The following is an 8,104-nucleotide window of genomic DNA, read 5'->3' as shown; positions in this document are numbered from 1 at the left end:
GGCTCGACGGCCTGGTTCCGGCCCGGCCGGTCGACCCCCACGCCGGCCACCCCGCCCGACGGCACGACGGCGGCCGGCCGGCCGACGGGCGGTGCCGCGCCGGACCCGGCCACGCCCGGCCGCCCGGCCACGCCCGACGGGGCACCGCCGGGTGGCACGGACGTGCCCGTGCCCCGCTCGCCGGCACCCCCGTCGCACCCCACCGACCCGGGCCCCCCCCCACCGACCACCGGCGACCCGGGCCGGTCGGCCACCCCGGTCGTCGGCCCCGCCGACCCCGCTGTCCGGGCCACCGCCGCAACCGAGGCGCACCCCGTGCACGGCCCGGCCGACGTCGGAGCCGCCACCCGGCAGCCCGGTACCGGGCATCCCGTCCCGGCGACCCCCGACGCCCCCGATCCGGTCGGTGACCCCCGCCGAACCGCCGGGAGTGGTCCCTCCGCGACGCCGGACCCGGCCACCCCGCTGGACGTGCCGGGCGGGGACGGCCCGGAGAACCGGTCCGGCGCGGTCGACGTCGGCCCGACGCGGGAGTCCACCCCGGTCGCCACCACCGGCCGCGACCCGGCCGACGATTACGCCGTCCCGGCGGTCGTCCCCGACCGCACCGCCCCGGTGTCCCCCGCACCCACCACCGGCAGCACCGCCACCGATCCGGTCGACACCGCCACACCTGACACCGCCCTACCCGACACCACCCTGCCCCACAGCGCACCGACCGGCACCGCATCGACCGGGGCCGGTCCGGCCGGCAGCGCCGTGGGACGCGACGACCTGGCCCGCGCCCGGTCGACGGGCCCCGGACCGGGCGGCACCCCCACGAAGGGCGACGGAGCGGCCCGCACCGGTCCGGGCGACACCGCATCGACCGAAGCCGGTCCGGTCGGCACCGGCACGGGAGACGACGAACCGCGCCGCACCTGTCAGGTCGGCACCGGACCGGACAGCACCGTGGCCGTCGCCACCGGACCGGACAGCACCGTGGCCGTCGCCACCGGACCGGACAGCGCCCCGACCGGCGGCACCGGACCGGACAGCGCCCCGACCGGCGGCACCGGACCGGACGGCGCCGGGACGGGCGGTGGCGATCCGGCGGCCCCGGTGCCGGTCGGCGACCCGCACGGACCGGCGTCGCCGGACCGGGCCGTCCCGGTGAGCCCGGCCGCGACCGCGCACCGGCCGGCGACCCCGGACCGACCCACCGCCACCGACCCGCTGGCGACCGGGGACCGGGCCGGCACCACGGACCGCCCGACAGGCACCGACCGGACCACCGCCCCGGACCGGACCGCGCCCGACGACCAGGCCACCCTCGCGGACCGGCCGGTAGGCGCGGACCGGGCCGGCACCACGGAACGGGGGGCCACCGGGGACCACGTCAGCACCACGCGGCACGGGGACCGGGCCACCGCTGCGGGCCCGAACGCGGGCACCCCGGCGGCCGGGGACGCCGCGACGACGCTCCGGCAGGCCGACCCGGAGCAGGTGCTCGCCGGCTACCGGTGGCGGTTGGACCCGGAGACCCTGCGCGAGGTGGTCGACGACCCGGCGGAGCTACGCGGCATCCGCCGCCGGTTGACCGAGAAGCTCGCCTCGGCCCTGGACAACCGGGCCCGCGCCCGGCTGCTCAGCCTGCGGGCGGTGCTGTCCCGGCTGGTCGACGACCTGGACGACGCGGTGGCCGACGGCCGGCTCGCGCTGACCTACGCGGAGGCGACCGGTGAGCTGCGGCGTACCGCACTGGCCCGGGCACGGCTGGCCGAGGCGCTGCGGTGGAAGGGTGAGTTCACCGAGGCCGACCGGCTGTTCACCGAGGCCAACTCGACGGAACTGCCGGACCGGCTGCGCTCGGCGCTGCACGAGCACGCCGGCCGGTCCTGCTACGACCAGGGCCGCTTGATCGAGGCGTGTGGACACTTCGAACGGGCCCTGGACCTGTACCGGGCCGAGGACGAGGAGCTGACCGACCGGATCGCGGTGTGCCTGGACGCGGTGCACGACCGCGCGGCGGCCCGGGGCGGCTTCGGGCCGTACCCGCGTAGTCGGGACGAGGTGCGGCACGGCCGCCGGTCCCCGCGCCCCACCCACGACGGCCGGGGTCGCTGGGGGTACGCCGACACCGACGGTGAGCTGGTCGTCGACTACCGGTACGTCGAGGCGCAGCCGTTCCACGAGCGGATGGCCTGGGTACGCCACCCCGACCAGGCCGGGTGGGAGCTGATCGACGAGACGGGCGGCACCCTGCTCGGTCCCGCGTACGCCCGGGTGCTGGCCTTCTCCGACGGCCTGGCCTGGGTGTCGCAGGGCGGCGACGCGGACTGGTCGGCGATCGAGCCGGACGGGACGGTGGTGGTGCCGGCGGGGTTCGAGGAGGTCAGGCCGTTCCGGGCCGGGGTGGCGGTGGTGCGCCGGGGCGGCTGGGGGGCGGTGGACCGGCACGGTCGGCTGGTCGTCCCGCCGCGTTACCACGGGATCGACACGACGCTGTCCGACGGCCGCCGGCTCGACGGGTTCACCGACGAGGGGCTGGCCGTGGTGGAGCTGGCCGGCCGGCGGGGGGTGCTCGACCGCACCGGCGCCGTGCTGGTCCGGCCGGTGCACCCGGCGCTGGTGGTGCATCCGGTGGCGTTCCTCGTCGGCGACGGGATGAACCACTGGGGAGCGCTGGACCGGCGGGGCGAACCGCTGATCCCCCCGGTGCACCCCGACTGGGACACGGTGGTGGCGGAGATCGACCGGCTGCTCGCCGACGCCCACCCCGTGCTCTGACGCCGGTTGCGCCGGCGGGTGCCCGGCACCGGACGGGGCTAGGGTCGGAGCATGGAATTCCGACACCTTGGCCGCTCGGGCCTCATGGTCAGTGAGATCTCGTACGGCAACTGGATCACCCACGGTTCGCAGGTCGAGGAGGAGGCGGCGCTGGCGTGTGTCCGGGCCGCCCTGGACACCGGCATCACCACCTTCGACACCGCCGACGTCTATGCCGGCACGCGGGCCGAGACGGTGCTCGGCAAGGCGCTGACCGGGGAGCGCCGGGAGGGGCTGGAGATCTTCACGAAGGTCTTCTGGCCGACCGGTCCCGGCCGCAACGACCGGGGCCTGTCCCGCAAGCACATCATGGAGTCGATCAACGGCTCGCTACGTCGCCTCCAGACCGACTACGTGGACCTCTACCAGGCCCACCGGTACGACTACAGCACGCCGCTGGAGGAGACGATGGAGGCGTTCGCCGACGTCGTGCACGCCGGCAAGGCGCACTACATCGGCGTCTCGGAGTGGAAGGCGTCACAGCTGCGTGAGGCGCACGCCCTCGCCCGGGAGCTGCGCATCCCGCTGGTGTCCAACCAGCCGCAGTACTCGATGCTGTGGCGGGTCATCGAGGCCGAGGTCGTGCCCGCCAGCGAGGAGCTGGGCATCTCGCAGATCGTCTGGTCGCCGATGGCGCAGGGCGTGCTGTCCGGCAAGTACCTGCCGGGCCAGCCGCCGCCCGCCGGTTCCCGCGCCACCGACGAGAAGTCCGGGGCGAACTTCATCGCCCAGTGGCTCAATGACGAGGTGCTGACCCGGGTGCAGCAGCTCAAGCCGCTCGCCGAGCAGGCGGGGCTGACCATGCCGCAGCTCGCCGTCGCCTGGGTGTTGCAGAACCCCAACGTCGCCTCGGCGATCATCGGCGCGTCCCGCCCGGACCAGGTGCACGACAACGTCAAGGCCGCCGGGGTGACCCTGGAGGCTGACCTGCTCAAGGCCATCGACGACATCGTCGCCCCGGTCACCGAGCGCGACCCGGGCAAGACGGAGAGCCCGGCCAAGCGGCCCTGACCGGCACCGGCCGCACCCCCCCCCCGGTCGGTTCGGGGTGGGGTGCGGTCAGCTCTGCCAGAAGCGGATCAGGGACAACGCGGTGCCGTAGAGCCACGGCGGCAGCCCCAGCAGGTCGCTGAGCCAGAACACGGCGCTGAAGAACCAGCCGCCGATGCGCGGGTTCCACAGCAGCGCGAACAGCAGGATGAACCCGAACGGCGCGAAGATGTCGTACATCCGGCGGTACTGCGGGCTCAGCCACGGCTGGATCATGTTGCCGCCGTCCAGGCCGGGCACCGGCAGCAGGTTCAGCACGCTCGCGGTGAGCTGGAGGAACCCCAGCAACGCCACCCCGGCCCAGAACTCGATCGGGCCGCCCGCGTCGAGGCCCACCCGCAGTATCACCACCAGCAGCAGGGTGAACAGCACGTTGGTGGCCGGGCCGGCGAGGCTGACCAGGGTGTGCCGCAGCCGGCCCGGGATGGCGTGCCGGTCCACCCAGACCGCCCCGCCGGGCAGGCCGATGCCGCCGAGCAGCACCACCACCACCGGCAGCACGATCGACAGCAGCGGGTGGGTGTACTTCAGCGGGTTCAACGTCAGGTAGCCCCGGTGGGCGATGTCCCGGTCGCCGGCCCGGTAGGCGACCACGGCGTGCGCGTACTCGTGCAGGCACAGCGAGACCAGCCAGCCGGAGACGACGAAGAGGAACACGTCGAACCGGACGTTGCCCACCCCGTTCCAGGTGAGCACGCCACTGGTGACGAAGAGCGCGACCAGGGCGAGGAAGACCGGGCTGGGCCGGAACGCCGCCCGGGGCACACCGAGCACCAGCGGCTCGCCCCCCGGGCGGTCGCCCGCCATCACTCCGCCGTCGGCAGCAGGCTCATCCGGTAGTCGACCCGGTCGTCCTCGACGAGCGTGACCGCGGTGACGCCGGACGACGCGAGCTCCCGCCAGGTCTGCCCGATCCAGGACTCGGCGTCCGCCTGGCTGCTGAACGTCTCCGCCGGCCCGTCGACCGCTGCGCCGTCCGTGCCCTCGTACCGCCAGCTCCACGCCATGCCGCGTCTCCCCTCGCCGCTCAACCGTCCCCGGGGGACGGACCCCCGCAAGCGTAGTCGGCCGGCACCGCCACGCACCGCACGCACGCCACCGCACCCGGGTTCCGCCCAGCGTGACGGGTCCGGGCCGGCGGGCGGGGCCGGGCCGGGCGGCTTTAAGGTACGGGCATGTCGGTTGAGGGGTGGAACACGGTCCTGGTGCTCGGCGGTATCCGTTCGGGCAAGTCGGAGTTCGCCGAGTCCCTGGTGGCCGACGCGCCCACGGTGCGCTATGTGGCGACCTCGGCCGCCGCCGACCCGGACGACACCGAGTGGGCCGCCCGGCTGGCCGCCCACCGGGCCCGCCGGCCGGGTAGCTGGACCACCGAGGAGACCGCCGAGGACCCGCGCCGGCTGGCCGACGTGCTCGCCTCGGCCGGGCCGAACGAGACGCTGCTCGTGGACGACCTGGGCGGTTGGGTGACCGTGCTGCTCGACCCGGCCCACCAGCCGGCCGACGACGTCGCCACCATCACCGAACTGGCCGACGCCGTACGCGCCAGCGAGGCACGGATCGTGCTGGTCAGCCCCGAGGTGGGGCTGTCACTGGTGCCGACCACCCCGCTGGGGCGGGCGTTCGCCGACGCGCTGGGCGCCGCCAACCGGGCCGTCGCGGACGCCTGCGACGCGGTCGCGCTGGTGGTCGCCGGCCAGCCGGCCTGGCTGAAGCCGTCGGCGCCGGTCCCGCCGGCCGGCGTACCCACCCGGGCCGCCGCCCCGGCAGACGGGCTGGACGGCAGCGCCTCGGCCGCCGTCGCCACGGTCCCGGCCGACGGGCCGCTGCCGGAGGTGCTCACCCCCACCGTGCCGCCGGCTCCGCAGACCCCGGCCGGCACGACCTGGACCACGCCGACCATGGCGCTGCCGGTGGTCGCCACCGGGCTGGTCATCCAGCCCGGCATGGAACTGCCGATGCCCGACGAGTACGCCGGCCCGCAGGCGGTGCAGCGGCTCGGCACCCTGGACCTGCCGGGGGCCGGGCTGGGTGTGCTGGAACGGGTGGTCGAGTTCGCCGCCGCCACCCAGGGCACCTCCACCCCGACGCCGTGGACGGACGTCCGGGTGCTGCTGCTGCACGGCGACCACGCCGGTGGCGTGGCGGCCGGGGCACCGGTCGGGGAGTCGACCCGGCTGGCCCGGCAGGCCCGCGCCGGCCGGGGGGCGCTGGCCCGGCTGGCCGCCGAGAACGGGGCCGGCCTGCAGGTGGTGGACGCCCCGCCGGCCGCACCGATCGAGCACGGGCCGGCGCTGGACGCCGACACCGTCGAGTCGGCGCTGCGCTACGGCTGGCGGTTGGCCGAGGAGGCCGCCGAGGCGGGCGTACGGCTGCTGGTGCTGGGGGCGTGCGGCGCGGGCGCGGAGGCCGCCGCCGCGGCGGTGCTGGTCGCGACGGCCGGCGCGGAGGCCCCGACGGTGCTCGGCCGGGTGCACACCGCCGACGGCGAGATCGACGACGCGGCCTGGATGGTGCGGTGCGCGACGGTCCGCGACGCGCTGCACCGCACCCGCCGCTCCCCCCGCGACGCCAAGGACATCCTGGCCGAGCTGGGCGGCGGTGACGTGGCGGTGGCCTGCGGCGTGCTGCTCGGGGCGACCGCCCGCCGGGTGCCGGTGCTGCTCGACGGGCCGGTCGGGCTGGCCGCCGGCATGGTCGCCCGGGATCTGGCCGGTCAGGCCCGGCACTGGTGCCTGCTGGTCGACCACGGCGGTCACCCGGCGGTGCGGCTCGCCGCCGACGTGCTCGGCCTCACCCCGCTGCTGGACCTGCGGCTCGACCTGGGCGAGGGGGCGAACGCGCTGGCCGCCCTGCCGCTGCTGCGCTCGGTGCTGGCGCTGGCCGGGTCGCTGCCGGTGCACCCGCACCACGGCGGCCCCGACGACGAGGCCTCCGGTGCCGCCGCGACCACCCCCGACGCCGAACCGGAGCCCGCCGCGCCGGAACCCTCAGCGCCGGTGGCCGCCGGGGACGAGGCGGCGCAGCCCGACATCATCCCGGAGTTCGCCGAGCCGACGCCGGCCGGTCCGGGGCCGACCACCACCGCACCCACCGACACCGGGCCGGAGCCCGACCCGTCCGGCCGGCGTGCCGGCTGAGTCGGGGCGCGGCGACGGGCTCCGGCTGGCGCTGACCACCCTCACCACCGTCCCGGTCCGGGCCGGCCGGATCGACCGGGCGACGGCGGGCACCGCGATGGCGCTCGCTCCCCTGGTCGGGCTGCTGCTCGGGGCGGTGCTGGGCGCGCTGCTGCTCGGTCTGGCCGCGCTCGCCCCGCCCCTGGTGGCCGCCGGGGTGACCGTCGCGGCGGCGGCCCTGCTCACCCGGGGGCTGCACCTGGACGGGCTGGCCGACACCGTGGACGCGCTGGGCTCCTACCGGCGGGGCACGGCGGCACTGGAGATCATGAAGAAGCCGGACGTCGGCCCGTTCGGCGTGGTCGCACTGGTGGTCGTCCTGCTGCTGCAGACCGCGACGCTGGCCGAGCTGGCCGGGCGGTCCTGGCCGGCGGTGCTCGCGGCGGTGCTGGCCGGTACCGCCGCCGGCCGGCTCGGGGTGACCCTGGCCTGCCGCCGGGGGGTGCCGGCCGCCCGCCCCGACGGGCTGGGCGCGCTGGTCGCCGGCACTGTCGGCCCGGTGGCCCTCGCCGCCGGCGCGGTCGCCGTCGTGCTGCTGGCGGTGCCCGCGGTGCCGGGCCGCCCATGGCAGGGGCCACTCGCCGTCGTCGCCGCGATCGCCGTCGCGCTACCGCTGCTCACCCACGTGGTACGCCGGCTCGGCGGCATCACCGGCGACGTGCTGGGGGCCGTCGTGGAGGTGGTGACCACGCTGGTCTACCTGGGTCTGGTGCTGTCCGGCTGAACCAGGCGCGGCGGGCCGGGTAGCGTTCGGCTCGACAACACCGGCACGGCCACCGGGGGAACCCACCATGCTCATCACTGACGACTTCCTGCCCGTACCGGTGCCGGAGTCGCTCAGCGCGACCTACCTGGTGCCGATGGTAGGGCTACCGAAGGTCAGTGCGAAGACCGCGGTGGCGGCCCTGACCGGCCGACTGGCCGAGCCGGTGCACGGGCTGGCCCGGCAGATGCTCGACAGCCCGCTGATGAGCGTCGACACCCGCCCGATCGCCGAGTTCCCCGAGCTGCCACCGGACCTGCTCACCGCGTTCGGCGCCACCCAGGAGCAGCTGGCCCGGCTGGCG

General features: G+C 76.5%; 5 protein-coding genes and 2 pseudogenes. 5 read left to right on the top strand and 2 right to left on the bottom strand.

Going from position 1 to position 8,104, the window contains the following annotated elements; translation table 11 throughout:
- Positions 1-1,410: 1,410 nt before the first annotated feature.
- Together ACOJTC_RS29670 and ACOJTC_RS29665 are read left to right on the top strand one after the other, a co-directional pair.
- Positions 1,411-2,769, top strand: a pseudogene (locus ACOJTC_RS29670) (WG repeat-containing protein); the annotation flags it as partial.
- A gap of 51 nt (positions 2,770-2,820) precedes the next feature.
- The gene (locus ACOJTC_RS29665) at positions 2,821-3,819 is read left to right on the top strand and encodes an aldo/keto reductase family protein (RefSeq protein WP_420119352.1); all 999 of its coding nucleotides are present in this window, start codon (positions 2,821-2,823) and stop codon (positions 3,817-3,819) included.
- A 48-nt stretch (positions 3,820-3,867) separates the two neighbouring features.
- On the opposite strand, the gene ACOJTC_RS29660 is transcribed toward ACOJTC_RS29665, so the two are convergent.
- Together ACOJTC_RS29660 and ACOJTC_RS29655 are read right to left on the bottom strand one after the other, a co-directional pair.
- On the bottom strand, positions 3,868-4,665 hold the full coding sequence (locus ACOJTC_RS29660; RefSeq protein WP_420119351.1) for a site-2 protease family protein: 798 nt from the start codon (positions 4,663-4,665) through the stop codon (positions 3,868-3,870).
- Positions 4,665-4,865 (bottom strand): hypothetical protein, encoded by a 201-nt coding sequence (locus tag ACOJTC_RS29655; RefSeq protein ID WP_088644650.1) that lies wholly within the window; start codon positions 4,863-4,865, stop codon positions 4,665-4,667. Before ACOJTC_RS29655 ends, ACOJTC_RS29660 begins: the two co-directional genes overlap by 1 nt.
- Positions 4,866-5,033: 168 nt before the next feature.
- On the opposite strand from ACOJTC_RS29655, the gene ACOJTC_RS29650 reads away from it, so the two are divergent.
- The 3 genes and pseudogenes from ACOJTC_RS29650 to ACOJTC_RS29640 all read left to right on the top strand — a co-directional run.
- Complete coding sequence (locus ACOJTC_RS29650; protein ID WP_420119350.1) at positions 5,034-6,998, top strand: bifunctional adenosylcobinamide kinase/adenosylcobinamide-phosphate guanylyltransferase; 1,965 nt, start codon at positions 5,034-5,036, stop codon at positions 6,996-6,998.
- Positions 6,988-7,761, top strand: a complete 774-nt coding sequence (gene cobS / locus ACOJTC_RS29645; RefSeq protein ID WP_420119349.1) for an adenosylcobinamide-GDP ribazoletransferase — start codon at positions 6,988-6,990, stop codon at positions 7,759-7,761. The genes ACOJTC_RS29650 and cobS overlap by 11 nt, the downstream gene beginning before the upstream one ends.
- Positions 7,762-7,828: 67 nt before the next feature.
- Positions 7,829-8,104: pseudogene (locus ACOJTC_RS29640) on the top strand (DUF2314 domain-containing protein); the annotation flags it as partial.

This window comes from Micromonospora sp. (assembly GCF_048594385.1).
In the GTDB taxonomy this organism is placed as follows: domain Bacteria; phylum Actinomycetota; class Actinomycetes; order Mycobacteriales; family Micromonosporaceae; genus Micromonospora; species Micromonospora wenchangensis.
Note: the sequence above shows the minus strand (reverse complement) of the source record. Positions and strands in the feature narration are given on the sequence as shown.